Raw genomic sequence first — 22552 nt, 5'->3', positions numbered from 1 at the left:
GGAACCGGCCATGACCACCATCACCTCCCCGGCGCCCGCCGCCGGCGCCGCCCCTGTGAAGTCCGCAACCGGCCGCGCTCCGCTGCGCCGCGGGCTGCTGCGCTGGCTCTTCGTCGCTCCCGCGCTCGCCTACATGGCGCTCTTCTTCGGCTACCCGCTCGTCCGCAACATCGTGATGAGCTTCCAGCACTACACGCCGAAGACGTACTTCACCGGCGAGGCACCGTTCAACGGCCTCGACAACTGGCGGGCCGTCTTCGCCGACGAGCTGTTCACCGACGCCCTGTGGCACACGGCCCTGTTCACCGTCGGCTCGCTGCTCGGCCAGTTCACCCTCGGCCTGGCCCTCGCCGTCTTCTTCTCCCGACGCTTCCGGCTCTCCGGCTTCGTGCGCGCCGTCCTGCTGCTGCCGTGGCTCGTGCCCATGGTCGTCTCCGCCGTCGTCTGGCGGCGCATCCTCGACCAGGACCACGGCATGCTGAACACCGCCCTCCACGCGGTCGGCCTGGCCCCGCAGGACGGCGTGCCGTGGCTGAGCAGCCCCGGCGTGGCCCTGCTGTCGGCGGTCCTGGTCAACATCTGGATCGGCATCCCGTTCAACATGGTCATCCTTTACGGCGGTCTCCAGGAGATCCCGCGCGACCTGTACGAGGCCGCGTCGCTCGACGGCTCCGGCCCATGGCGGACGTTCCGCAGCATCACGCTGCCGATGCTGCGCCCGGTGATCACCGTCGTGCTCGTGCTGGGCTTCATGTCGACGGTGAAGATCCTCGACCTGATCCTGGCGCTGACCTCGGGCGGCCCCGCGGACTCCACACAGACCCTGGGCACGGTCACGTACCAGCTCTCCTTCCTTCAGCTCGACTTCGGCCAGGGCGCCGTGGTGGGCAACGTCCTGATCCTCATCAGCGCGGTCTTCGCCGTGCTGTACCTGCGGGCCAACCGCGCCGACTTCGGCAAGGGGAAGTGACCGGTGATGAACCGACCGATGAAACGACCTGCGAGCCTGCTGCGCGTTCGTTCGGTGTGGAACACCGCCGCCGCGCTGCTGATCCTCGCCGTGCTGCTCTTCCCCGTGTACTGGATGCTCAACACCGCCCTCCAGCCCGAGTCGAGCATCGCCGCCACCGAGTGGTTCCCCGTATCACCGTCCCTCAAGAACTTCGACACGGCGATCAGCACCCAGGGCGGCTCGCTGCTCACCAGCTTCGTCGTCGCGCTCGGCGCCGTCGTCGTCTGTCTCGCGCTCGCCGCGCCCGCCGCGTACGGTCTCGCCCAGTTCGGACTCCGCGGCGGGCAGGGCATCGTCTTCGCGACGCTCATCACGCAGATGGTTCCGGGCATCGTCATCGCCAACGCCCTCTACAGCGCCTACGCCCAGCTCGACCTCGTCAACTCCTACCTGGGGCTGATCCTGGCGGACGCCTCGCTCGGTCTGCCGTTCGCGGTCGTGCTGCTGCGGGCGTTCATGGTGTCGATTCCCAGCGAGGTCGTCGAGGCCGCGATGGTGGACGGTGCGAACCGCTTCACCGCGTTCGTGCGGATCGTGCTGCCCATGAGCCGCAACGCCCTGATCACGGCGGGACTCTTCACCTTCCTCTTCGCCTGGTCGGACTTCATGTTCGCGCTCACCCTCAACACCACGGACGACGTCAAGCCCATCACGCTCGGCATCTACCAGTTCGTCGGCGCACATGTCAGCGACTGGGGCGCGGTCATGGCGACCGCGGTGCTCTCCGCCGTACCGGCCGCGATCCTGCTCGTCGTCGCCCAGAAGTACATCGCTGCCGGGATCACCGGTGGGTCGGCCAAGTAGGCAGGTGCCTTCAGTGAGTGTCTCCGAGTCCGTCGAGTTCCCCGAGTTCCCCGCCGGCTTCTTCTTCGGTGCTGCCACGGCCAGTTACCAGATCGAGGGCGCGTACGACCAGGACGGCCGGGGACCGTCCATCTGGGACACCTTCTGCCGTGAGCCCGGGCGCGTCGCGGACGGCGCCACCGGTGACGTCGCCTGCGACCACTACCACCGCTACCGCGAGGACATCGCGCTGCTGCGCGAGCTGGGCGTGGACAGCTACCGCTTCTCCATCGCCTGGCCGCGTATCCAGCCGGCCGGCTCCGGCCCCGCCAACTCGGCGGGGCTCGACTTCTACGACCGGCTCGTCGACGAGTTGCTGGCCTCCGGCATCTCCCCCGCCGCCACCCTCTACCACTGGGACCTGCCCCAGGCCCTGGAGGACCGGGGCGGCTGGCGGGTACGCGAGACGGCGGAGCGGTTCGCCGAGTACGCCGGGGTGGTCGCCGCCCGGCTCGGTGACCGGGTGGACCGCTGGATCACGCTCAACGAGCCCTTCTGCAGCGCCTTCGTCGGCTACGCGGCGGGCGCCCACGCCCCGGGCGCCCGCGAGGGACGCGGAGCGCTGGCCGCAGCACACCATCTGCTCGTCGGCCACGGGCTGGCCGTGCGCGCGCTGCGCGCGGCGGGGACACGGGAGGTCGGGATCACGCTCAACCCCGACCGGCTGCTGCCGGCCACGGACTCCCCCGCCGACATGGCCGCCGTACGCCGCGTCGGGACGCTCCACAACGACGTGTGGTTCGAGCCGCTGTTCGCCGGGCGCTACCCGGAGCACGAAGCCGAGACCTGGGGTGAGTTGCTGCCCTCCGGCGACGGCTCGTACCGCCTCGACGGCGACCTCGGTCTCATCGGAGTACCGCTCGACTTCGTCGGCATCAACTACTACCGGCCGATCACCGTCTCCGACGCCCCGTACCGCGACGCGGACCCGGCCACCCGCACCGCGGTCGACGTCCGGGCCGAGGAGACCTGGCGCGACGATGTCCGCCACACCACCATGGGCTGGCCCGTCGTCCCGCACACCTTCACGGACCTGCTGGTGGATTTGGCCGAGCGCTATCCCGCGCTGCCGCCGCTCCTGATCACCGAGAACGGCTCGGCGGAGGCGGACACCCGCGACGCCGACGGCCGGGTCCGCGACGTGGAGCGGGTCGACTACCTCCGCAGCCATCTGGAGGCGCTCGCCACCGCCCTGCGCGCGGGCGTCGATGTGCGCGGCTATTACGTGTGGTCGCTGCTGGACAACTTCGAGTGGGCCCGCGGCTACGGCCAGCGCTTCGGCATCGTCCGGGTCGACTACGACACGCAAGTACGCACACCCAAGGACAGCTACCGCTGGTACCAGCGGCTGATCGCCGCCCACCGCGCCCGTACCACCCCTGGTGAGGACCCTCGATGAAGTTCACCGACGGCTACTGGATGATGCGCGAAGGCGTCCGGGCGTCGTACGCCGCGGAGGTCGCCGACGTCCGCGTCGACGAGGACCGGTTCACGCTCTACGCGCCCGTGCGCCACGTCACGCGCCGCGGCCAGACCCTCAACAGCCCGCTGCTGACCGTCGAGTGCTGGTCCCCTGCCGAGGGCGTGATCGGCATCCGTTCGACCCACCACGCGGGCGCTGCCGAGCGCGGCCCGGAGTTCGCCCTGCACACCGAACCCGGCCACACGGCAAGGGTCACCCGGGAGGGCTCGCTGCTGGAACTCACGGCCGGGGAGCTGTCCCTGCGCGTGGACACCGCGGCCCCGTGGCGGCTGGACTTCACCGCGAACGGGCGCGTCCTCACCTCGGCGAAGGCACGCGGCACCGGCTTCGCGGTCCTGGGCGACGGCAGCCACTACTCGCTGGCGCAACTGACGCTCAATGTCGGCGAGTTGGTGTACGGGCTCGGTGAACGGTTCACGCCGTTCGTGAAGAACGGCCAGAGCGTGGACATCTGGCAGGCCGACGGCGGCACCGCGAGCGAGCAGGCGTACAAGAACGTCCCCTTCCACCTCACCGACCGCGGCTACGGCGTCTTCGTCAACCATCCCGGCAAGGTGAGCTACGAGGTCGACTCGGAGGCCGTCGGGCAGGTGCAGTTCAGCGTCGAGGACCAGTCGCTGGAGTACTTCGTGCTGTACGGTCCGACGCCCAAGGACGTCCTGGACCGCTACACGGCGCTGACCGGCCGCCCGGCGCTGCCGCCTGCCTGGTCGTTCGGGCTGTGGCTGTCGACGTCGTTCACGACCTCGTACGACGAGGAGACGGTGAACCGGTTCGTGCGCGGGATGGCCGAGCGCGACATCCCGCTGGGCGTCTTCCACTTCGACTGCTTCTGGATGCGCGAGTACCAGTGGTGCGACTTCACCTGGGATCCGGAGGTCTTCCCGGACCCGGAGGGCATGCTGCGCCGGCTGAAGGAGGAGCACGGCCTGCGCGTGTCGGTGTGGATCAACCCGTACATCGCACAGAAGTCCGCGCTGTTCGCGGAGGCCAAGCGGCACGGCTATCTGGTCCGCAAGGCCGACGGCGACGTGTGGCAGTGGGACCTGTGGCAGGCCGGTATGGCCCTGGTCGACTTCACCGATCCGGACGCGCGGGAGTGGTACGCGAGCAAGCTGCGCACGCTCACCGCGCAGGGCGTCGACTGCTTCAAGACCGACTTCGGCGAGCGGATCCCGACCGATGTGGTCTGGCACGACGGCTCCGGCCCTGAGCGCATGCACAACTACTACACACAGCTCTACAACGAGACGGTCTTCGAGGTGCTGAGCGAGGCCCGGGGCGCCGGTGAGGCCGTGCTCTTCGCCCGGTCGGCGACGGCGGGCGGACAGCAGTTCCCGGTGCACTGGGGCGGCGACTGCGAGTCGCACTTCGGCGCGATGGCCGAGTCGCTGCGCGGCGGGTTGTCGCTCGGCCTGTCCGGGTTCGGCTTCTGGAGCCATGACATCGGCGGCTTCGAGGGGACGCCGACGCCCGAGGTGTTCAAACGGTGGGTGCAGTTCGGGCTGTTGTCGTCGCACAGCCGGCTGCACGGCAGCAAGTCGTACCGGGTGCCGTGGGACTACGACGAGGAGGCGGTCGCGGTCACCCGCGACTTCACGCGCCTCAAGCACCGGCTCATGCCCTATCTGTTCCGTGCGGCACAGCAGGCCGCCGAGCGCGGCACGCCGATGATGCGGGCGATGGTCCTGGAGTTCCCCGACGACCCGGCCTGCCACACCCTCGACCGGCAGTACATGCTCGGCGAGGACCTGCTCGTCGCCCCCGTGTTCTCGGCCGACGGCTTCGTCGACTACTACGTCCCCGACGGCACCTGGACGCATCTGCTGTCGGGCGAACAGGTCCAGGGGTCGGGCTGGCGGCGCGAGCGGTACGGCTACGACAGCCTGCCCCTGCTCGCCCGGCCCGGCTCGGTCATCCCCTACGGCTCGAGCGACGACGCGGCGGAGTACGACTGGGCGCACGGGGTGACACTGCGGGTCCACGCGCCCGTCGACGGTGCGACGGTCGTGACACGGATCCCGGCCCCGGGCGTCCGGGACGGCTCGGCGGCCGTCTTCCGGACGACTCGCCACGGCGACACGGTCACGGTTGACGCGGAGGGGGCACCCGGACCGTGGCAGGTGCTGCTGGTCGGAGCGCAGGCGGAACCAGGCGACGCCGGATCGTCGGCGTCGGCCGAGCGGACGGCGCTCGGCACTCTTCTCGCCGTATCCGCGGGCACGGCCCACCTCACGGCACGACTCGCCGGCGGCTGACGCCGCTCTCAGCGGGCGCCTGGTCGTCGACGGCGATGGCCGGCCGCTTCACCGTGTCGTCGGATCCGTTGCCTCCGCGGGGAAGTCCTCGACACCGATGACCCGCAGCAGCTCCAGCCGCTCGCGGGTCTCGGCGTCCGCCGGGGTGAGCACCAGCAGCTGCTGGCCCTGGTCGGGAGTGACCAGGGTCTCGCAGTCCAGCACCAGGCGGCCGACCCGCGGATGCAGCAGAGTCTTGCGGTCGGCACGCCGGACCGCCACCTCGTGCTCGGCCCAGATCCGGCGGAAGTCGGCGCTCGCGGCCTGCAACCGGTCGACGAGTCCGGCGACCATGGAGTCTCCGGTCCGGCGGCCGGCGGCCGCGCGCAGGTCGGCCACGAGCCGGCGGGCGTGGCGTTCCCGTTCCTCGGGCGGGGTGACGGCGCGGGCCGGGGGGTCGGTGAACCAGCGGTACACGGCATAGCGGCGGTCGCCGGAGAAGCCCGTGTGGTTGCCCGTGAGCAGGAGGGCGGCCTGGTTCTGGGCGAGGACCTCGCCCAGGTCGGACAGGACCAGGGCCGGGGTGTCGCCGAGCAGGTCGAGCATGCGGATCAGGCCGGCGCGGGCCAGGCGGGCCACTCCGTCGGCGGGTGGGGGCTGGTGGCCGGCCAGGTGGAACAGGTGGTCGCGCTCGTCGTCGGAGAGGCGCAGCGCCCGGGCCAGCGCGCCGAGCAGCTGGACCGAGGGCTGGCTGCTGCGGCCCTGCTCGAGGCGTACGACGTAGTCCACTGACATGCCCGCGAGCGTGGCCACCTCTTCCCGGCGCAGGCCGCAGGTGCGGCGGCGGGGGCCCTCGGCGATGCCGACCTCGGCCGGACGCATCGCCTCGCGGCGGCGGCGCAGGAAGTCGGCGAGCTGGTCACGTTGCATGGTCCCCATGGCCCTCATGGTCCTCGCAGCGGCCGGGCCGATCCAGGGAGCGCCTCTCCCAGGATGAACGCTCCGCTCCCGTGCGTCGTGGGGCCGGCGCAGGGTGGGTGGCAGATCGACGATGAAGGAGAACGCGATGCAGACACGAACCCTGGGCACCACCGGCCCGGCCGTTTCCGCGCTGGGACTGGGCGCGATGGGCATGTCGGGCGCCTACGGCGAGGCCGACCGCGCGGAGAGTATAGCCACCGTCCACGCTGCGCTGGAGGCCGGGGTCACGCTGATCGACACCGGTGATTTCTACGCCATGGGCCACAACGAGCTGTTGATCGCCGAGTCGCTGCGTGGCCGGGACCGGGACAGTTACCAGTTGAGCGTCAAGTTCGGCATGCTGCGAGGGCCGGGCCCGGAGTTCGGCGGGATGGACGGCCGTCCCGAGGCGGTGAAGAGCTTCCTGGCCTACTCGCTCACTCGCCTGGGCACCGACCACATCGACATCTACCGCCCTGCCCGGCTGGACCCGGCCGTACCGATCGAGGAGACGGTGGGCGCGATCAAGGAGATGATCGACGCCGGGTACGTCCGGCACCTCGGCCTCTCGGAGGTCGACGCGGCGACGATCCGCCGGGCGCATGCCGTGCACCCCGTATCCGACCTGCAGATCGAGTACTCGCTGATCTCCCGCGCCGTGGAGGCGGACATTCTGCCTACGCTGAGGGAGCTCGGCATCGGCCTGACCGCGTACGGAGTGCTCAGCCGCGGCCTCATTTCCGGGCACTGGTCCGTCGGCCACACGGCCGGCCCCGGCGACAGCCGCGGCTTCAGCCCGCGCTTCTCGCGCGGGAACGTGGAACACAACCTCGCCCTCGTGGAAGCGTTGCGCCGGGTCGCCGACGCGAAGGGGTGCACGGTCGCTCAACTGGCCATCGCCTGGGTGGCCGCACAGGGCGACGACGTAGTGCCGCTGGTCGGCGCTCGCACCCGCGAGCGGCTGGCCGAGGCGCTGCCCGCGATGGAGCTGCTCCTCACCGCGGACGACCTCGCCGGGATCGAGAAGGCGGTGCCGCCGGGCGCGGCGCGCGGCGACCGTTACCCGTCCGCGTTCATGTCCAGCCTCGGCGTCGGCAACTGAGTCCCCGCCACGCTCTTCGGCAGGCCCTGCACGTGCCCGGAACTGTGGCTTCCACCACGGCGGATGTGGTCTACTCCTGGTGAGATCACCGGATGCTCGGTTTCCTTCTCCGTCTCCTGCCGTTCTGGGTCCGCGAACCCCTGCTCATCGCGGTCGGGTCCGTTCTCGGCGTACGCATCATGTATCTCGCCGTCCACGACCACGATCGGGTCGCGGCCGGTCTCGGAGTGGTGTTCCTCGTGTTCACCGCAATACGCGTCTACGCGGTGATCCGGGCCCTGCGCGCACGCCGGAATCCGAGTGTGCAAGCCCAAGTGCAAACCGTGGCCCAGGCTCAGGCCGTGACTGAGCCGCGTCCCGGCCCGGACACTCCGGAGAAGGAGCCCAACGCATGGGGCCAGGCCATCGCGGCCGTAGCCGTGTTCGGAGCACTCGCGGCCGCGCTGTGGTTGGGCCCACGCGTGCTGCCGTCCGACGACAGCACCCCGCAGCCCGCCTCGTGTTCGGACGGGGAACACGGGGAACTGCCGAAGGCCTACAAAGAGAAGCCCCAGCCTGTGACCGGTGAAGAGCTGTGCAAGGCGCTCAACCGGCCGGACCTGGCCACGCTCCTCGGAACGCCTGCAGAGACCGCGACCACTGCTTCCGGCACCAGCAACACCGCTCCCCTGACGGACGGGAAGGTCGCCCAGCCGGAGGCCGAGGTCACGTTCGACACGTACACCGTGAATGTCTCGGCCACTTACAACGAGCTGTCGACCGACCAGTACGTGAAGCTGATGAAGTTCGGGGATGCGGAGGACACGAAGACGCTCACGGTTCTCGGACGGCCCGCGGTCTTCTCCTCGGATCACACCATGAAGATCGAGATCGACCTCGGAAGTGGCGGATCCGGCGGACCGGTCGAACAAGGCCCCCTGGCCAGGACGCTGTCCGTGGCCCTCGACCGTAGTGACCGGGGCGGCTACTACGAAATCACCGTGTGGAGCACGTCCGGAGCCCTCCCGAACGACAGCGTTCTCCTCGGCATCGCTGAGAAGGTTCTTCCGACCATCCCCGAAAGGCCTGTCCGATAGGTCGTACTCCGCCTCGGCGTGCACACGCCGGGCGGGTCACTCCGTGGCTGCGGCCGTACCCGCCCGGCGCGCCGCGGCGGCGGCCCGGATCCGGTCCAGCGGGATACCGGCCTGCTCGCACAGGGTGGCCAGGTCGAAGTAGATCGCCTCGCCCGCCATCAGCCCGTCCTGGAAGGGGACGACGTTGGCGAAGGGCACCTCGAAGGCGCCCCCTCCGGGCGGTACCCCGAGCCACTCCCCGCGGCTGGTGCCGCGCAGGGTCCCCCATACGGCGATGACGCCATCGCCGAAGGTGATGCCCTCGTCCTCGGGAGTGAGGTCCGGGAACGCGGTGAAGTACTGCTGCTGGTACGCGGCGCGCACCGCGTCCCTTCCCCGGCTGCGCAGCCCGAGCGCCTTCGTCTCGAGGAAGCAGTCCTCGACGAACGTTCTGAGAATGCCGTCGATGTCCCGTGCCGTCTCCGCCTCGCGGTGGGCTTCGAAGAGGCGCCGCATCTCGGTGGTGTCCATGCCCCTGCTCCCTCTTCGGGTCCTCCTTCGATCGTAGGAAGCGGCCGCCGGGCCGACCACCGGGAGCCTGGACCCTAGAGCAGAACAAGGGGGTCTCCGGCCTGCACCTGTCCTGGGGACACGACCGTGGCAAGCCCGTCCAACCGCATGTCGTGCGCTTTCGTGATGGCCCGCAATACCAGCGGGGAGTGGGGGAGGTCTTGCTGAGCCTCGTTGGTCATCACGCATCGCTCACTCGATCGCACGAACTCGATGCACACCGAGTCGCCGATCCGCGCCTTGCTCCCGAACCACTCGTCCTCCACGAACGGAGGGGTGCCTGGTGGTGTCCGTACCAGGAGGTTCGGCCGGAAGCGTCGTTCATCGACGGGAACCTCGGGCACCGCCGAACGCACCCAGTCAAGGGTGGCCGTGGTCAACACGCTGACAGGCAGCTGGTCGAAGTGAGAAATTGCCGCCTCGCGAGCCAACTCGACGTCCTCACGACCGAGGTAGCGACGAAGGTAGGCACTCGGATCCGGTACCACCGCGCCTCGCGTGTCCAGCAGTTCAGGCTCACCGACGTCGTCCACGTAGCGGGAACGCAGCTGCAGCAGGCCCGGCATCCTGCGGAAGCGACGAGTGTTCTTCCCCGAACCGAACTTGCCCTGCGCGTCGCGCACCGCGAAGAGACGATCGCCGACGAATCCCCTCGCCTCGACCTCCGCCCGGTGGAGCAACTCGCCCCCTGTCGACTTGATCGGATACCGCCAGATCCGTTCGATCACGCCTGCCTCGATCATCATCCGGATGAGGCTACAAGGGTGCAGCTGATGCCACGGGATACTTCAGGTCGCGATGCCGATCAACGAGAAGTCGAGGTCATGACCAATCACTGCTGCGAAGCGATGACCAGCCGCGTGAACGTGGACTGCGACCAGCACGATGACCCCTTCGCCTGCCCGGACGCGCTGGTTGACTTCAGCGCCAAGTTCCAGGAGTACGGGCTGATCATCCATGACGGCGGCACGTCGAGCGTCACGATCGACTTCTGCCCCTGGTGCGGACGGCGCTTCCCCGAGTCGCAGCGCGACCGATGGTTCGACGAGCTGGAGCGCCGCGGGATCGATCCTTGGGAGGACGAGGTGCCTGCCGAGTTCCAGGATGACCGCTGGCTCGCGTCTCTGCACCAGGAGTAAATCCGTCCGGGTTGCGAGGAACGCCTACTGCGGCTTGGTGGCGATCTGGATCAGGTTGCCACAGCTGTCGTCGAAGACGGCGGTGGTGACGGGGCCCATCTCCAGGGGTTCCTGGGTGAAGCGGACTCCGAGGCCGCGCAGGCGCTGGTACTCCGCCTTCACGTCGTCGACGGCGAACTGGGCGAGTGGGATGCCCTCCTCGACGAGTGCGTCGCGGAAGGTCTTGACGGCCGGGTGGCCGGCGGGCTCCAGGAGGAGTTCGGTGCCGTCGGGCTCGTCGGGTGAGACGACGGTCAGCCACCGGTCCTTCTCGCCCACCGGGACGTCGTGCTTCTTCACAAAGCCGAGGATCTCGGTGTAGAAGTGCTCGGCCTTGGCCTGGTCGTCGACGAAAACGCTGGTCAGATGGATCTTCATGGGGTGCTCTTCTCCGGTCCGGACGTATCGGCCACCAGCCACCGCTCGGTGATCTGCCGCAGCGGGGCTGTGTTCAGCTCGTGGAACTTGTAGCGGCCCTCCCGCCGGGTCTCGACGAGCCCGGCAGCCTCCAGCACGGCGAGGTGCTGGGAGACCGCTTGGCGCGAGATGCCGAGCTGGTGCTTCATGCTCAGTCGGGAGCAGATCTCGAACAGCGTCTGTCCGGACTTCTCCGTGAGCTCGTCGAGGATGGTACGGCGGGTGGGGTCGGCCAAAGCTTTGAAAAGGTCATCGGCCACGACCACACAATAGGCAAGTGTTCACTTGCATATCAAGTCGCACGGATTGACGCCCACCTCGGCGGCTCCCATGCGGCTGCTGGAACTGCTCCTTCCGGCCGACCCCGGCGCGGACGTCCTCGATGCGGTCGGGGAAGCCGCGCCCTGGCCGCCATCGTCCTGGTCAGCGCCCTGCGCGGCGCCCGCCGCGCGGGAGCCGGTCTGGCCGAGCAAGCCCACCGGGCCGACCAGGCATTGATCGACCACGGTCAAGGTCACGCCACCGGGCAGCTGCTGCGCGTCCATCTCCGTACCGGTCAGGCCCAGCTCGTCAATGCCGGCCATCCCTGGCCATTGCGCTTGCGCGACGGGACTGCGGAGGTGATCACCTGCGAGGTGGACCACCCCTTCGGACTGGACCGTCTGCTCATGGTCACCGACGGCATGCTCGAGCGCCATGGGGAGAAGGTCGACCTGCCCGCCCTGCTCGAAGACACCCGGGACCTGCGCCCGCGGGAGACCGCACCGGCACTGACATCCGCGGTCCGCGACGCCGCCGGCGGCCGGCTCGAGGACGATGCCACCGCCATGTGCCTGGACTGGCACGGGGTCCACGAGACCCAGGGGCATGTCAGCTCCGGCGCGGACACCCGGCAAGCCTCAGCCGCCCGCACGAAACAGCAGCCTTCCGCAGGCAGTGCGTGACGTCCCTGAGCACGTCGAGACTCAGTGGGTGGTGTCCATGCGCTGTGTGCCGATGACCGACAGCAGCCGTAGCGCCTCCTCGGACGGCGAGCCCGGGTCCGCGGTGTAGATCACGACCTGCTGGTCGCGGTCCGTGATGTCGAGGACGTCGCAGTTGACGGTGACCGGACCGACCACCGGGTGCTGGAAGGTCTTGCACAGGGTGGGCTCGGCGGACACGTCGTGGGACTCCCACAGGCGGGTGAACTCTTCGCTTCCGTCGAGGAGTTCGGCCACCAGCTCGGCCACCTCCGCATCGTCGGGGTAGCGGGCGGCGGCGGCGCGCAGCCGTTGCGTCGAGGTGCGGGCGAACGCGTCCGCGTCCGACACTCCGTACAGCCGCTGCCCGTGCGTGTGCGGCCCGAGAAAGGCACGGCGGACGAGATTGCGGTCGCGTCGCGGCAGCGCGGAGAAGTCCTCCATCAGGGCTGCCGCCAGATCGTTCCAGGCGAGTACCTCGAAGGTCGCGGACGTTACGGTTGCCGCCGCCTGCGGCAGTCGGTGCAGCAGGTCGAGGATGCTCTGCCGTACCTCACGCGAAGGCCCGGCCGACGGGAGCGGCGGGGCACCGGCGAGGTGGTGGAGATGGTCACGTTCGGCGTCCGACATGCGTAGTGCCCGTGCCAGTTGGGCCAGCACCTCGTACGACGGGTGCGGTGCCCGTGCCTGCTCCAGCCGCGTGTAGTACTCGGTCGAGATGAACGCCAGTTGCGCCACCTCCTCGCGGCGCAGCCCCGGGGTGCGGCGGCGTGGGCCGGCGGGCAGACCGACCTCGGCAGGGGTGATCCGCTCCCGTCGGCTGCGCAGGAAGTTCGCCAGTTCTCGTCGATCCACCTGCCCAGTGTGTACGGACGCCGGCCGGCCCAGCCAGGTACCGTCGGTGCCTGGCTCGGCTTCGCGGACGGGCGCAGGCTCAGTGCCATGGACAACACACCTGCCACCAGCCCATCCACCGCCCCTGCCACCCCTGCCGCCCTGGGCCTGCTGGCCGACAAGGTCGCCTTCATCACCGGTGCCGGACGCGGCATCGGAGCCGCGGCGGCCCGGCTCTTCGCCGACGAGGGCGCACGAGTGCTTCTGGCGGCCCGGACGGAGGCCCAGCTGAAGACGGTGACCGAGGAGATCCGGGCGGCCGGCGGCACCGCGGAGTACGTGGTGTGCGACCTGGCCGACGCGGCCGGCGTGCGCGCCGCCGTGGACCGCGCCGTGCGCCTGTACGGCCGGCTCGACATCGCCTTCAACAACGGCGCGACGATCCAGCAACCCGGCCCGATGGACCAGATGCCGGAGGCCGACTTCGACCGCATCTACGACGTGAACCTCAAGGGCGTCTGGCTGGCCATGGTCGCCGAGATCGCCGCCATCCGGACCACAGCCGGGACGGGCGCGATCGTCAACAACTCATCCGTCGGCAGCCTGATGGGCAACCCGGAGCTGCCCGCCTACGGCGCGATGAAACGAGCGGTCAACAGCCTCACCGAGTCGGCCGCCATCACCTACGGCCCCGAAGGCATCCGCGTCAACGCCATCGCCCCCGGCCAGACACCGACCGAGATGATCCGCACTTGGGAGCAGGCCTCCCCCGGGCTCCGGGAGCGACTCACGGCGCACACCCCACTGCGCCGCGCGGCCGACCCGCAGGAGATCGCGCAAGCCGCCGCCTGGCTCCTCAGCGACCGTTCCTCCTACGTGACCGGCACGGTCCTACGGGTCGACGGCGGCGCGCGGGCCTGAGCCGGGAATGCCCGTCCTTCCCATCTCCCTTTCGAGGAAGGCACGGAACGTGCGCGGGGGCCGGCCGGTGAGGCGCTGGACGGTGTCGGTGACGCGGTCCTCCGCCCCTGCGGCGATGGCGCGGTCCATGGCGGCCAGCATTGCGGCGAACTCCACCGGGACCTCCGCCGTGAGCCGATCGCGCATCTGCTCGTAGGACAGACGGCGGTGGACCACGGACCGATCGGTGACCTCGGTGATGATCGCGGCGATGTCGTCGTGGCTGAGTGCCTCGGGCCCGGTGATGACGAGATCGGTGTCGGGGGCCTGCTCGTCGGTCAGGGCGCGGACGGCGACGGCCGCGATGTCCTCGGCGTCGACGAAGCCGACCCGGCCGCCTTCGGTGGCGGTCCGGATGGTGCCGTCGTCGCGAATGCTGCGGGCGTGGGCGTGCGTGCCGGTGAAGTTCTGCATGAACCACGAGGGCCGCAGTACCGCCCACTGTTCGAACAGATCGGGCAGGGCCTGGTGCACCGTTCCCACCGCAGGGCCGCCCGCGGGGATGGCCGAGGAGCTCAGCAGCACCGCGCGGTACACGCCGGCGGTGCGGGCCTGATGGAGGAACGGCAGCATGATCGCCGCGGGGTCGGGGTCGCCCAAGGGTGGTATGAGGTAGACGCGGTCGACGCCGTCGAGGGCGGTGGCGTGGGTGGCGGGGTCGTACCAGTCGAAGCGGACCGGTCCGGCGCCGGCTACCGGGCCGGCCAGACGGCTGGCGGCTTTGACGCTGTGGCCGGCGGCCGTCAGTTGCGCGGCGACGCGGCTGCCGGTGGTGCCGGTGGCGCCGATGACCAAAGTGGTGCCGGCGGTGGTCATCGGCGGCTCCCGGCGAAGTCGGTACCGGCTTCGAGGACGGCGAGGGGGTTCCAGTAGTCGCGGTAGGACGTGATGTGCCCGTTTCGAACGGTCACGACCGCGATGTAGGTCATGTCGAAGGGGGCGCCGGTCTCCACCAGGCGGCCGACGCCGCGCATCTCGACCACGATGGTCTGCGGATCGGTGGTCTGGTGGATCCGCAGGGCGGGGAAGTCGTGCAGGTCGATGTGGTCGGGGTAGTGGCGCATGTAGGCGGCGACGGCCTCCTTGCCCTCCAGGCGCCGGGGCCAGCCCTCGGGGGCGAAGGGGAACTCCATCACGCCGTCCTCGGCCCACAGGCCGACCCAGCCGGCGATGTCCTTGTCCAGTAGCAGCCGCAGGCTGTGGCGGTAGAGATCCGCCGGAGAAGTCGGCTCGGGCATGGGTATCCTCCATCTCATAGAATCCGGACCTTGGGTCCGTTTTGAAGATACGGACCAGCGGTCCGCTTTTCAAGTGGAGGAGCAGCATGCCCGAGCGCAAGTCCCGCAAGGACGCCGTCCGCAACCGGGAGGCCGTGCTCGCGGCCGCCGACGCCCTCTTCGCCCGCTGCGGACGTCCCGAGGACGTCACCATGGCCGACGTCGCGGCAGCGGCCGGGGTCGGCAAGGGCACGCTCTTCCGAGCGTTCGGCGATCGCGCCGGGCTGCTCCGCGCGCTGTACGAGGCGCGGCTCGAGCCGATCCGGGAGGCCGCCGAAGCCGGCCCGCCGCCCCTGGGGCCCGGCACCCCACCGCAGCAGCGCGCGACCGCCCTGCTCGATGCGATCCTGTGCTTCAAGTTCGACAACCGGCGTCTGGCGCTGGCTCTGGAGGAAAGCGGGAGCGGCAGCCCGTACCAGGCGGAGCATTACGCGTGGTGGCACGGCTTGCTCCGAGCCGTACTGGACCAGGTCCCCGGCCTCACCGACAGCGACTTCACCGCCCACGCCCTGCTCGCCGCCACCCGAGCCGACCTCGTCGAGCACCTGGCCGGACACGAGCGCGTGCCGCGGGAAACAGCGCGTGCCCAGTTGGCGAACTTCACCACCAGGGTCCTGGCCTCCGGGCCGGCACGGGGATCGAGCGCTGAGGACGGACCGGCGACCACGGACCGCAACTGAGATCTCGGCCCGCCCCGAGACCGAGCGTTACTCCTGGTACTGCGTGAGGTCGATGCCGTACACCGCGAGGTCGTGGCCGTGGACCGGGTGCTGTGCGGTGCCTTCCGCCTGCATACCGAGTTTGCCGAGGACGTTCGCGGATGCCCTGTCGCCCGCCCGGCATACGGCGGCCACGCGGTCGAGGCCGCGGTCCTGGAGCGCGAACTCCAGGGTGGCGTGCGCCGCTTCGGAGGCGTACCCCTGCCCCCAGAACACCCGCCCGAGCCGCCAGCTGATCGTCACCTGGCCGGCGACCTCGGCCGGAGTGCCGGCCACGGACAGTCCGACGGCGCCCGCCAACTCACCGGATCCCAGGAGCTCGACCGCGAACATCCCGAAGCCTTCCTCGTCCCACTCCTCTTCCCACGCCTCGATGTCCTCGGCCGTCTGTTCCAACGAGCGCGGCCTGCCGTCGCCGACGCCCCGCATCACCACCGGATCCGCCTGGATCTCGGACAGGGGGACGAGGTCGTCGTCAAGCCATCGGCGCAGGAGGAGACGGGGGGTGCGGATCTCGGTCATCGTCCCATCCTGCCGACACGGCGGTGGGAGCGCGAACCGGGGTCGCGGCACCACCCCGCCTTCGCGGTCTCGACGCCGATAATCCTCGACGCGCCCGCCCAAGCGGATGAACCCGATGCACAGGGACATGTGGCGTCGCCCTGCGCGCTACCGTTCCCAGTCACTGTGACGGTTGTTGATGGCGCGTCGGGAGACGGTGCGGGAGGTGCCCGCCGAGCGGTGGGAGCAGGCCGAGCCGGCCGGTCTTCCCGCGCAGGTCGCGGCCCGGCTGCGCTACGGCTGCTTCCCGGACGACGACGTCTACGCCTACGAGCCGGAGTTCTTCGGCATCAACGCGCAGGAAGCGCCCTGGGTGGACCCGGAGCACCGGTTGCCGTCCGAGGTGGTCTGGGAGGCCATCGAGCACGCCGGTATTCCGGCCTGCGTGTGCAGCGGCCTCTGGAAGAGGTCAACGCCTACGCGATGTACACCGGTTTCGACAGCATCGGGCCGGGCCGCGTGGGGTTCATGCTCCAGAGCCTCGCGACCGGCGAGTCGGACCTCGCCGTGGCCGGGGCCGCCATGCTGTCTCGGGCCGGAGGGCGTCATCGCTCCGGCGCTGTGGGGGGTGTTCTCCCCCACCGGTCGCTGCCACACCTTCGACGCCGCCGCCGACGGCTGCGTACGCGGGGAGGGCTGCGGCGTCGTGGTGCTCAAGCGCCTTTCGGACGCGGTACGGGACGGGGACCGGGTACTGGCGGTGGTGCGCGGCACGGCGGTCGACCAGAACGGACGGGGCACGCGGCTGAGCGCGCCCTCGGAGCCCGCACAGATCGATCTCTACCGTCTGGCTCTGCAGCGCGCGGGCGTCGAGGCCGGTGACGTGGGCATGGTGGAGGCGCACGGCCCGGGCACATGAGTCGCGCGGGTGGCGCTGCGCGGGAACGTGGGGTCTGTGCGCCGCAGCGACTCAGAGGTCGGCGGCGTCCACCACGTCGCCCAGGTCGACGAACTTGAAGCCGGTCGCGGTGCGCGTGCCGCCCTCGTCGTCGGGGATCTCGGGGGTCTCGTGACCGTCCTGGACGACCAGCAGGCCGTTCGGGTAGCGGCTGCCGAGCGGGGCGTTCAGGACGGCGGCACCGTCGCACTCCTGTGCCCCGTCGAGGGTCGCCGAGGCCGCGCCGACGCGGAAGCCGCCTTCGTACTCGTTGTCCTCACTCACCTCGCGGTCGTACAGGGCGAAGGTGTCGTCGCCCTGGCTGGAGGCGAGCAGGTAGCCGTCCCCGTCGGACTCCTGGAAGAGGGTCAGGCCCTCGACATCGGCCGACAGCCGCTCACCGCCGTAGCCGGGGTCGGCGCCCGCCGCGCACTCCTCGGTCTCCTCGTCGTAGACGCCGGGGACGCCGAACTCGCGGACCTTGTCCACCAGGACCGGCTTGCCGGTGAGGTCGGCGCGGATCCGCCAGATGCCGATGTCCTCCTGGCCGGCGTAGAGCGTGCCGGTGGCGGGGTCCACCACCATGCCCTCGACCTGCGGGAGCTCGCCGGGCTCCGCGCAGGGGGACCAGGTGGTGCCGTTCGGGAGGCGGAAGGATGCGGGCAGGTCGAGTGTGCGGACCTGCTGATAGGTGACGGTTCCGCTCGCGGTCGGCTTCAGCTCGAGCAGCGCCAGGCGGGTCCGCTCCCGCCGGCTGACCAGGGCGTAGGAGCGTCCGGTGGACTTGTCCTGCCAGGTGGCGAGGCCGTATGCGGTGCGCTGGTCGTTGATCTCGGCCTGGTCGGTGGAGAAGACCGGGGCGGTCGCCGGGGCGGTGATGTCGGTCAGCGGGCCGCCCGGCTTCAACGGGTCGATGCGGTAGATCCGCAGCCGGTCGTTGCCGCGGTCGCTGACCACGGCGACATCGGCCCGGCCGGTGGAGGTGCGCAGGCCCGTGACCAGGTCGACGTTGTTGTACCGGCCCGGGGCGTCGTCCTCGGCGGGCGGACGGGGCGCGGGCAGCGACTGCACCAAGCGGGCGTCCAGGTCGTACACCCGCAGGCCGCCCTCCTTGGCGGTCGCGATGACGAGGCTGCGGCCGGGGTCGGCCGCATTGCGCCAGATCGCCGGATCGTCCGCGTCGGAGTTGCCGCCCGCCTCGTCGTCGTGCAGGGCGGGGGTCTCGCTGACGGGCGTGACCGTCGGCAGTCCCTCGTCGTCGGCCCCGGCCCGGGCGGGGGTCAGGAGGGCGAGCAGGGCGGTGCCCAGGACGAGGGCGGCGGTTCTGCGCGGAGTGCGGTGCGTTCTCACAGCCACTTCCTTGGTCGATGTCGGGGACATGCCGATCGTGTGGGGGAAACCTTGCGCGCAGGAGACTGTGATCTGTACACGTGATCGCAGGAAAGACGATTGCCCGCCAACTGCCGTTCAGCTCGCGCGTACCCTGACGGCATGCGCATGCGCCCCACTCTGAGCTGGACGCCTACCGATGACCTGCCGCCGGGCACCACGGATCCGGCGCCGGTCGCCGATGCGCTGAGCACCGGCGGTGTGCTGGTGCTCAGCGGCGCGGGCATCTCCACGGAGTCGGGCATTCCCGACTACCGGGGCGAGGGCGGGAGCCTCAGCCGGCACACACCGATGACCTACCAGGACTTCACCGCCGGCGCCCAGGCCCGGCGCCGGTACTGGGCGCGCAGCCATCTCGGCTGGCGCACCTTCGGCCGCGCCCTGCCCAACGCCGGGCACCGGGCCGTGGCCGCATTCGGGCGGCACGGCCTGCTCTCGGGGGTCATCACCCAGAACGTCGACGGCCTGCACCAGGTCGCCGGCAGCGAGGACGTGGTGGAACTCCACGGAAGCCTGGCCCGGGTCGTCTGCCTTGCCTGCGGTGCCTTCAGCCCGCGCCGCGAACTCGCCGAGCGGCTGGAGGAGGCCAATCCGGGCTTCGCGCCCGTGGCCGCCGGAATCAACCCGGACGGTGACGCCGACCTCACGGACGCGCAGGTCGCGGACTTCCGCGTGGTGCCCTGCGCGAGCTGCGGCGGCATCCTCAAACCGGACGTGGTGTTCTTCGGTGAGAACGTTCCGCCCCGACGGGTCGAGCACTGCCGCGAACTGGTCCGTGAGTCGGCCTCGCTGCTGGTCCTCGGCTCCTCGCTGACGGTGATGTCCGGGCTCCGCTTCGTGCGCCAGGCGGCTCAGGACGGGAAGCCGGTGCTGATCGTCAACCGGGAGCCGACCAGGGGCGACCGGCACGCCTTCACCCGGGTCTCGCTCTCGCTGGGAGCGGCGCTCACCACCGTGGCGGAGCGGCTGGGCATCACCGTCGGCTCACAGGCGGCGGTGCGAAGGTGACAGCAGCCGTCTGATCCCGCCCCGCGAAGCGCATGGCGATGAACGCCCCGAGGTACAGGGCGGCGACGACCAGGAGCAGTGCCTGATAGCCCGTCACCAGGGCGAGGTACTCGATCGCTCCCCCGGTCATCGCGCCGAGCAGGTTCGCGCCGAACGCGGAGGTCGGGTCCGGGGCGAGCGCGAGGCGGTCCGAGAAGATGAGGTTGGCGCAGAAGATCGGGGTGAAGGCCAGGGCGATGGCGGCGGCGAGCCGGGCGGCGAAGGGCAGGGACAGCACCGCGTCCACGGGGACGAGCCAGACCACCGCGAGGGAGCCGAAGAGCAGCAGTTGCAGCAGCCGTTGGTTGACCTTCCGCAGCCTGCGCCGGACCTCCACCGCCGCGAGGACGGCGACCAGGACGCCGAAGAAGACGAGGGCGTTGACCAGCCAGGTCGTGCCGAAGTAGAGGGCGAAGCCGATCACGTTCTTCGTTTCGAGCAGCAGGAAGGCCGCACCGAGCAGGAACATGTCGGTGTAGCGGAGCGTGCTGCGGATGCGGACCCCGGTCAGGCGCACCGACAGGAGCGTCACCAGCAGGATCGCGCCCAGGGCGCCCAGGTAGAGCGTGGGGATGCTCCGGTGCAGCAGGTACGGGAAGGGGTGGTCGTCGCTCGCGGCCGCCGGGACCTCACCGCTGGGCTGCCAGCTCTTCGCGCAGGACTGGTCGGCGGGTGTCATCCCGGCCACCAGCACGGCGGCGTTCCGCTTGAACGTCGTCATGCAGGGGGCGTGACCGTAGACGTCGTCGAGGCTCCCTGCGAAGCGGTCGACCAGCCAGCTCTCGCGGTAGTAGTTGTACATGGCGAACGCGCCGTTCGGCGCCAGGTGTTCGCGTGCGGCCTCGAAGGCCTGCCGGGTGAACAGGTAGCTCTCCAGGCGCAGGTTGCTCGCACCGGCGACCAGCGTGAGCGAATCCGGCAGGGCCAGGACGATCAGGTCGTACTTCGTCTTCGTCCGCTCCAGGAAGGCGCGCCCGTCGTCGATGTGCACGTGCACCCTCGGGTCGTCGTAGGGCCTGGCGGGGTGCAGGTCCGAGCCGATCTCCTGGAGCCGGGGATCGATCTCGACCGCGTCCACGCGCTGGGCTCCGTACGCGAGTGCGACCGCGACGTCGTTGCCGTTTCCGGCGCCGATGATCAGCACGCGCTTGTGCGGGTTGCGGGGTGTCTGGTCGTACGCCTGGCGGTAGGGCGAGTCCTTCCGCATCAGCACGTCCAGCGGGGCGGTGCTCTGGTGAGGTACGCCGTTGGCGGAGATGTACCAGGTGCGGGTGGTGGTCGGCGAGGGTTCGAGTTCGATCTTGTAGTAGGGCGACCAGGAGATGCCGCTCGTCGTCGTCTCCAGGAACAGGGCGGCGACCATCGCCGTGAGGGGAATGCCGTACAGCAGGGTGTTGCGCCGCCCTCCGAGGACGAGCAGGGCCGCGGCGGCGAGTACGCCCCACACGACCGACGGAGCGCGCAGCCAGGACAGCACGGCGAAGGACAGGGAGCCGGTGATGCTGCCGAGCAGGTCGTAGCGGTAGGCGTCGAGCGAGGGCAGCTGGCGGAAGAGATCCGCGGTGATCTTCCCGATCCCCGCCATGATCACCGCGGTCAGCAGGAAGATGGCCGGCAGCGTCACCCACTCGGGAAGGCCGGTGGTCTTCACGGCGGTGAAGTAGAGGACCTCGCTGCTGTTCTGGCGCACCTGCACCGGGTATTCGCGCACCAGAATGACCAGCAGCGCGAGCGGAACGGGTGTCCAGCGCTTGAGCCACTGTCCGCGCTGGGCGGGGATCAGGAAGCCGATGCCGATACCGAGGAACGATCCCAGCAGGATGAAGTTCGAGAAGTAGCTCAGGTGGACGACGTTGGCACCCGCCCATCTGATCAGCGCCAGCTCGACGAAGAGCATGGTGGTGCTGGCCAGTACGAGCCTCCAGCGCACCGATCGCACTGTTTGCCCTGACTCGGTCCGCTTCATGGTCATTTACGGTGCCATCCCTGGTGCGGTGAGTCGAGGTGCCGTGCCGCGCCGCTGTGTGTCACTCCGCGAGAGCCCACCGGGCCCGCCAGCAGGGCGACGGTCGCGGAGAACAGCCACGGCAGCCGTTGCGCGACCGGCACCAGCGCCGCGCGAAGCGGGGGCTTCCGCGTGGCGTTGAGGAGTGCGTGCGTCAGCCAGCGGTAGCGCCGGGTGAGCCGCCGCCACTCGCGCTCGTAGGCCGCCAGGTCACCGCTGGTGATGGCCCGCACCGCGGCGGGTGCCTGCGCGAGTGCCAGCGCGATGCCCTCGCCGGTGAGCGCGTCGACGTACCCGGCGGCGTCGCCCACGAGCAGCACCCGGCCGGCGGTGCGCGCGCTCGCGACCTGCCGGAGCGGGCCTGCCCCCCGTACCGGTCCGGCGAGGCCGGCCCCGGCCAGCCGCTCGCGCAACTCGGGGAAGGCGGCGAGATGGTCGTCGAACGGCCGGCGGGCGGTGGTGAGCACCGCCACGCCCACGAGGTCGTCGGCCACCGGGGTCACGTAGGCCTCCGCTTCGCGGGCCCAGTGCACCTCGACGTGGTCGCTCCAGGGAGCGAGCGCGTAGTGGCGCCGCAGCCCGTGCCGCGCAGGGGACCGACGCGGCCGGTTCAGCCCGAGGGCGCGGCGGATCGGCGAGTGCAGGCCGTCGGCCGCTACGAGATGGCCGGCGCGGATGCCGTCGACCACCACCCCGTCCTGGTCCTGCTCGACGTGACGCGCGGTGCGCTGGTCGACGCGTACGCCCGCTGCCAGCACCGCCTCGCGCAGCAGCGCGTGCAGCGTCGTACGACGCACTCCGCGCCCCGGGCCCACTCCGAAGTCGGCGTCGACGCGGCGGGGTCCGGCGACGTAGCGGATGCCTCGCAGGTCGTGCCCCGGCGGGTGCACGTCCAACGCGGCCAACGCGGCGACGGCGCCCGGCATCAGGCCCTCGCCGCACGCCTTGTCGACGACGCCGGCGCGCTGCTCCCAGACGGTGGCGTCGAGGCCTGCCCGGGCCGCGTGCAAGGCCGTGGCCAGGCCCGCGGGTCCCCCGCCGACGACGAGCAGATCCATGCGTGC

At 70.5% G+C, this 22552-nt stretch carries 23 protein-coding genes and 1 pseudogene; 12 read left to right on the top strand and 12 right to left on the bottom strand.

Annotated elements, in window-relative coordinates:
* The first annotated feature begins 10 nt into the window (after positions 1-10).
* The 4 genes from MQE23_RS42000 to yicI are packed head-to-tail and all read left to right on the top strand — an operon-like array spanning position 11 to position 5596.
* Positions 11-970 carry a sugar ABC transporter permease gene (locus tag MQE23_RS42000; protein ID WP_020272765.1) on the top strand — a complete coding sequence of 320 codons (960 nt, stop codon included), beginning with the start codon at positions 11-13 and terminating at the stop codon, positions 968-970.
* An 18-nt stretch (positions 971-988) separates the two neighbouring features.
* Positions 989-1816: a carbohydrate ABC transporter permease gene (locus MQE23_RS41995; RefSeq protein ID WP_243382050.1), complete on the top strand. Its 828-nt coding sequence runs from the start codon at positions 989-991 to the stop codon at positions 1814-1816.
* 13 nt (positions 1817-1829) lie between these two features.
* Entirely contained in the window at positions 1830-3254 is a 1425-nt protein-coding gene (locus MQE23_RS41990; RefSeq protein ID WP_243382048.1) for a GH1 family beta-glucosidase, read from the top strand.
* A complete protein-coding gene (yicI, locus tag MQE23_RS41985; RefSeq protein ID WP_243382046.1) occupies positions 3251-5596 on the top strand; it encodes an alpha-xylosidase in 2346 nt (781 codons plus the stop codon). The genes MQE23_RS41990 and yicI overlap by 4 nt, the downstream gene beginning before the upstream one ends.
* 48 nt (positions 5597-5644) lie before the next feature.
* Here the strand turns inward: yicI and MQE23_RS41980 are convergent, their stop codons facing one another.
* On the bottom strand, positions 5645-6505 hold the full coding sequence (locus tag MQE23_RS41980; protein WP_243382938.1) for a helix-turn-helix transcriptional regulator: 861 nt from the start codon (positions 6503-6505) through the stop codon (positions 5645-5647).
* Between the two features lie 136 nt (positions 6506-6641).
* Here MQE23_RS41980 and MQE23_RS41975 point away from each other — a divergent pair, with 136 nt between their 5' ends.
* Together MQE23_RS41975 and MQE23_RS41970 are read left to right on the top strand one after the other, a co-directional pair.
* The gene (locus MQE23_RS41975; RefSeq protein WP_243382044.1) at positions 6642-7637 is read left to right on the top strand and encodes an aldo/keto reductase; all 996 of its coding nucleotides are present in this window, start codon (positions 6642-6644) and stop codon (positions 7635-7637) included.
* A 92-nt stretch (positions 7638-7729) separates the two neighbouring features.
* A complete protein-coding gene (locus MQE23_RS41970; protein WP_243382042.1) occupies positions 7730-8713 on the top strand; it encodes a DUF6215 domain-containing protein in 984 nt (327 codons plus the stop codon).
* 36 nt (positions 8714-8749) lie between these two features.
* Here the strand turns inward: MQE23_RS41970 and MQE23_RS41965 are convergent, their stop codons facing one another.
* On the bottom strand, positions 8750-9223 hold the full coding sequence (locus MQE23_RS41965; RefSeq protein WP_020272772.1) for an ester cyclase: 474 nt from the start codon (positions 9221-9223) through the stop codon (positions 8750-8752).
* 74 nt (positions 9224-9297) lie between these two features.
* Positions 9298-10008 (bottom strand): MOSC N-terminal beta barrel domain-containing protein, encoded by a 711-nt coding sequence (locus tag MQE23_RS41960; protein WP_020272773.1) that lies wholly within the window; start codon positions 10006-10008, stop codon positions 9298-9300.
* A gap of 78 nt (positions 10009-10086) precedes the next feature.
* Between MQE23_RS41960 and MQE23_RS41955 the strand changes: the two genes are divergently transcribed.
* Positions 10087-10401, top strand: coding sequence for a hypothetical protein (locus MQE23_RS41955; RefSeq protein WP_037669333.1), 315 nt, complete (start codon positions 10087-10089; stop codon positions 10399-10401).
* Between the two features lie 24 nt (positions 10402-10425).
* Here MQE23_RS41955 and MQE23_RS41950 read toward each other — a convergent pair whose 3' ends face one another.
* Both MQE23_RS41950 and MQE23_RS41945 read right to left on the bottom strand, forming a co-directional pair.
* Positions 10426-10818 (bottom strand): VOC family protein, encoded by a 393-nt coding sequence (locus MQE23_RS41950; RefSeq protein ID WP_037669353.1) that lies wholly within the window; start codon positions 10816-10818, stop codon positions 10426-10428.
* Complete coding sequence (locus MQE23_RS41945; protein ID WP_243382040.1) at positions 10815-11117, bottom strand: metalloregulator ArsR/SmtB family transcription factor; 303 nt, start codon at positions 11115-11117, stop codon at positions 10815-10817. Before MQE23_RS41945 ends, MQE23_RS41950 begins: the two co-directional genes overlap by 4 nt.
* A 141-nt stretch (positions 11118-11258) precedes the next feature.
* Between MQE23_RS41945 and MQE23_RS41940 the strand changes: the two are divergent.
* Positions 11259-11801 (top strand): annotated as a pseudogene (locus MQE23_RS41940) (PP2C family protein-serine/threonine phosphatase); the annotation flags it as partial.
* A gap of 21 nt (positions 11802-11822) precedes the next feature.
* Here the strand turns inward: MQE23_RS41940 and MQE23_RS41935 are convergent.
* Positions 11823-12674 (bottom strand): helix-turn-helix transcriptional regulator, encoded by an 852-nt coding sequence (locus MQE23_RS41935; RefSeq protein ID WP_020272778.1) that lies wholly within the window; start codon positions 12672-12674, stop codon positions 11823-11825.
* An 87-nt stretch (positions 12675-12761) separates the two neighbouring features.
* On the opposite strand from MQE23_RS41935, the gene MQE23_RS41930 reads away from it, so the two are divergent.
* Positions 12762-13574: a glucose 1-dehydrogenase gene (locus tag MQE23_RS41930; protein WP_020272779.1), complete on the top strand. Its 813-nt coding sequence runs from the start codon at positions 12762-12764 to the stop codon at positions 13572-13574.
* Here MQE23_RS41930 and MQE23_RS41925 read toward each other — a convergent pair.
* Both MQE23_RS41925 and MQE23_RS41920 read right to left on the bottom strand, forming a co-directional pair.
* Entirely contained in the window at positions 13545-14429 is an 885-nt protein-coding gene (locus MQE23_RS41925) for an NAD(P)H-binding protein (RefSeq protein ID WP_020272780.1), read from the bottom strand. The two genes, MQE23_RS41930 and MQE23_RS41925, sit on opposite strands and share 30 nt — an antisense overlap.
* Entirely contained in the window at positions 14426-14851 is a 426-nt protein-coding gene (locus MQE23_RS41920) for a nuclear transport factor 2 family protein (RefSeq protein WP_243382038.1), read from the bottom strand. Before MQE23_RS41920 ends, MQE23_RS41925 begins: the two co-directional genes overlap by 4 nt.
* Before the next feature lie 86 nt (positions 14852-14937).
* Between MQE23_RS41920 and MQE23_RS41915 the strand changes: the two genes are divergently transcribed.
* On the top strand, positions 14938-15570 hold the full coding sequence (locus MQE23_RS41915) for a TetR/AcrR family transcriptional regulator (protein WP_020272782.1): 633 nt from the start codon (positions 14938-14940) through the stop codon (positions 15568-15570).
* Between the two features lie 27 nt (positions 15571-15597).
* On the opposite strand, the gene MQE23_RS41910 is transcribed toward MQE23_RS41915, so the two are convergent.
* Positions 15598-16131, bottom strand: a complete 534-nt coding sequence (locus MQE23_RS41910; RefSeq protein WP_020272783.1) for a GNAT family N-acetyltransferase — start codon at positions 16129-16131, stop codon at positions 15598-15600.
* Between the two features lie 178 nt (positions 16132-16309).
* On the opposite strand from MQE23_RS41910, the gene MQE23_RS43560 reads away from it, so the two are divergent.
* Positions 16310-17029: a polyketide synthase gene (locus MQE23_RS43560; protein WP_279345175.1), complete on the top strand. Its 720-nt coding sequence runs from the start codon at positions 16310-16312 to the stop codon at positions 17027-17029.
* Between the two features lie 51 nt (positions 17030-17080).
* Here the strand turns inward: MQE23_RS43560 and MQE23_RS41895 are convergent, their stop codons facing one another.
* The gene (locus MQE23_RS41895; protein ID WP_243382036.1) at positions 17081-18397 is read right to left on the bottom strand and encodes a phytase; all 1317 of its coding nucleotides are present in this window, start codon (positions 18395-18397) and stop codon (positions 17081-17083) included.
* Between the two features lie 141 nt (positions 18398-18538).
* Between MQE23_RS41895 and MQE23_RS41890 the strand changes: the two genes are divergently transcribed.
* Complete coding sequence (locus MQE23_RS41890) at positions 18539-19444, top strand: NAD-dependent protein deacetylase (protein ID WP_020272786.1); 906 nt, start codon at positions 18539-18541, stop codon at positions 19442-19444.
* Here MQE23_RS41890 and MQE23_RS41885 read toward each other — a convergent pair.
* On the bottom strand, positions 19410-21413 hold the full coding sequence (locus MQE23_RS41885; RefSeq protein ID WP_243382034.1) for a spermidine synthase: 2004 nt from the start codon (positions 21411-21413) through the stop codon (positions 19410-19412). The two genes, MQE23_RS41890 and MQE23_RS41885, sit on opposite strands and share 35 nt — an antisense overlap.
* A 38-nt stretch (positions 21414-21451) precedes the next feature.
* Entirely contained in the window at positions 21452-22546 is a 1095-nt protein-coding gene (locus tag MQE23_RS41880; RefSeq protein WP_243382032.1) for an NAD(P)/FAD-dependent oxidoreductase, read from the bottom strand.
* Positions 22547-22552 lie beyond the last annotated feature (6 nt).

Source organism: Streptomyces sp. HP-A2021, from assembly GCF_022807935.1.
Taxonomy (GTDB): Bacteria; Actinomycetota; Actinomycetes; order Streptomycetales; family Streptomycetaceae; genus Streptomyces; species Streptomyces afghaniensis.
Note: the sequence above shows the minus strand (reverse complement) of the source record. Positions and strands in the feature narration are given on the sequence as shown.

Excerpts from the sequence above, each read along its gene's own strand:
- yicI (WP_243382046.1), top strand. The coding sequence starts at position 3,251 with ATGAAGTTCACCGACGGCTACTGGATGATGCGCGAAGGCGTCCGGGCG.
- MQE23_RS41955 (WP_037669333.1), top strand. The coding sequence starts at position 10,087 with ATGACCAATCACTGCTGCGAAGCGATGACCAGCCGCGTGAACGTGGAC.
- MQE23_RS41880 (WP_243382032.1), bottom strand. The coding sequence starts at position 22,546 with ATGGATCTGCTCGTCGTCGGCGGGGGACCCGCGGGCCTGGCCACGGCC.
- MQE23_RS42000 (WP_020272765.1), top strand. The coding sequence starts at position 11 with ATGACCACCATCACCTCCCCGGCGCCCGCCGCCGGCGCCGCCCCTGTG.
- MQE23_RS41925 (WP_020272780.1), bottom strand. The coding sequence starts at position 14,429 with ATGACCACCGCCGGCACCACTTTGGTCATCGGCGCCACCGGCACCACC.
- MQE23_RS41950 (WP_037669353.1), bottom strand. The coding sequence starts at position 10,818 with ATGAAGATCCATCTGACCAGCGTTTTCGTCGACGACCAGGCCAAGGCC.
- MQE23_RS41910 (WP_020272783.1), bottom strand. The coding sequence starts at position 16,131 with ATGACCGAGATCCGCACCCCCCGTCTCCTCCTGCGCCGATGGCTTGAC.
- MQE23_RS41965 (WP_020272772.1), bottom strand. The coding sequence starts at position 9,223 with ATGGACACCACCGAGATGCGGCGCCTCTTCGAAGCCCACCGCGAGGCG.
- MQE23_RS41920 (WP_243382038.1), bottom strand. The coding sequence starts at position 14,851 with ATGCCCGAGCCGACTTCTCCGGCGGATCTCTACCGCCACAGCCTGCGG.
- MQE23_RS43560 (WP_279345175.1), top strand. The coding sequence starts at position 16,310 with ATGGCGCGTCGGGAGACGGTGCGGGAGGTGCCCGCCGAGCGGTGGGAG.
- MQE23_RS41890 (WP_020272786.1), top strand. The coding sequence starts at position 18,539 with ATGCGCATGCGCCCCACTCTGAGCTGGACGCCTACCGATGACCTGCCG.
- MQE23_RS41975 (WP_243382044.1), top strand. The coding sequence starts at position 6,642 with ATGCAGACACGAACCCTGGGCACCACCGGCCCGGCCGTTTCCGCGCTG.
- MQE23_RS41980 (WP_243382938.1), bottom strand. The coding sequence starts at position 6,505 with ATGCAACGTGACCAGCTCGCCGACTTCCTGCGCCGCCGCCGCGAGGCG.
- MQE23_RS41930 (WP_020272779.1), top strand. The coding sequence starts at position 12,762 with ATGGACAACACACCTGCCACCAGCCCATCCACCGCCCCTGCCACCCCT.
- MQE23_RS41995 (WP_243382050.1), top strand. The coding sequence starts at position 989 with ATGAAACGACCTGCGAGCCTGCTGCGCGTTCGTTCGGTGTGGAACACC.
- MQE23_RS41915 (WP_020272782.1), top strand. The coding sequence starts at position 14,938 with ATGCCCGAGCGCAAGTCCCGCAAGGACGCCGTCCGCAACCGGGAGGCC.
- MQE23_RS41960 (WP_020272773.1), bottom strand. The coding sequence starts at position 10,008 with ATGATGATCGAGGCAGGCGTGATCGAACGGATCTGGCGGTATCCGATC.
- MQE23_RS41970 (WP_243382042.1), top strand. The coding sequence starts at position 7,730 with ATGCTCGGTTTCCTTCTCCGTCTCCTGCCGTTCTGGGTCCGCGAACCC.